The following is a 1,177-nucleotide window of genomic DNA, read 5'->3' as shown; positions in this document are numbered from 1 at the left end:
CCGATCTCTACACTTCACGCCCGGAACCCGTTTTTCTCCTTCTCGCTCCGCTCGGATTGCAGGTGTTTTCAACACCTTCTAATCGGAGTCCGTATGAGGTGGTCAGCCAGATATAGGCTGGCCTGCACACCACCGCTCAACTCTGCTGGGAACATTCACTCCACCGGGCATGGATTTTTGTCGCCCCCAATGCACGCTATTCCGAACTACAACCCCCGGAACCAGTTCACGGTGGTGTCGATCACCTGGTTGCTCTCGGTCTTGTCGGCGGTCAGCACGTGGTAGATGTGGTCTGCCCCGTTGATCAGCACGAGATTCTGGACCTTGCCCTGAAGGTTGTACAGAAAATACGGCGCGTTGCCTGAGAGCGGATCGGCAGTGCCGTAGACGATCATGGTGTTGCCCCTGAACTTGCCGATGTCCGCCTCTAGGTTCTGGTTCTGGAGGCTGCTGTAAAACGCCTTGCCCAGCTTGATCTTGGTAAAGCCCAGATCGACGTCCACCACGCCCTCTTTTTCTGCCGTGGCCCTGGATCCAGTTTCAATGTCCGCCAGACTGCGGCTGCTGGTACTGGACCACAGCGCCAGCGACTTCACTGGATTGGCGGCGTTGGCCGCGAGTTTGATGGCGACGCCGCCGCCCATGCTGAAGCCCAGCAGGCCCAGGCGCGTGGCGTCCACCTCGGGGCGGCCCTTCAGGGAGTCGAAGGCGGCCTGTGCGTCCGACACCTGGTTGGTGAAGGTCATCTGCTCAAAGGGAATCTTGCTGTCGCCGCTGCCCTGAAAGTCGATCCTGAGTGAGGCGATGCCTTGGGCGGCCAGCTTCGCAGCCAGATTCTTGTACATGTCGCCCACCTCGTCCTTCTGGCTGGCGAAACCGTGGAGGAGCAGAACGGCGGGAACCTTGCCGCTGGCATTGTCAGGCAGCGACAGCGTACCGGGAACGTGGCCTGCGATGGTCACGCTGGAATCCACGGCCAGTCCAGCAGACGCCAGGGCACAAAGCAGCAACCATCCGAGTTTCTCCATCTCTGGAGTGTAAACCTGTTCGCCAGTCATGACTGCCTGGCGCAGATGATCCGGCAGGGCTACCGCAAAGTCAGGACAGCCTCTAGAAATGGCAAATCCATCGTGGCGCGGAACTGTTTAGAGGCCAGACTTCCCTTGCCCGTCCCTTC

General features: G+C 59.6%; 1 protein-coding gene. It reads right to left on the bottom strand.

Translation table 11 applies throughout. The features are described 5' to 3' along the window. Positions 1 to 206: 206 nt before the first annotated feature. Complete coding sequence (locus Q319_RS26005; protein WP_029484808.1) at positions 207 to 1,028, bottom strand: alpha/beta hydrolase; 822 nt, start codon at positions 1,026 to 1,028, stop codon at positions 207 to 209. Between the last annotated feature and the right edge of the window lie 149 nt (positions 1,029 to 1,177).

Origin of the sequence: Deinococcus marmoris DSM 12784, from assembly GCF_000701405.1 — a bacterium.
In the GTDB taxonomy this organism is placed as follows: domain Bacteria; phylum Deinococcota; class Deinococci; order Deinococcales; family Deinococcaceae; genus Deinococcus; species Deinococcus marmoris.
The sequence above is the reverse complement of the archived record's forward strand: the minus strand, read 5'-3'. Positions and strand labels throughout refer to the sequence as shown.

Coding starts and splice junctions, on each gene's coding strand:
- Q319_RS26005 (WP_029484808.1), bottom strand. CDS start 1,028: ATGGAGAAACTCGGATGGTTGCTGCTTTGTGCCCTGGCGTCTGCTGGA.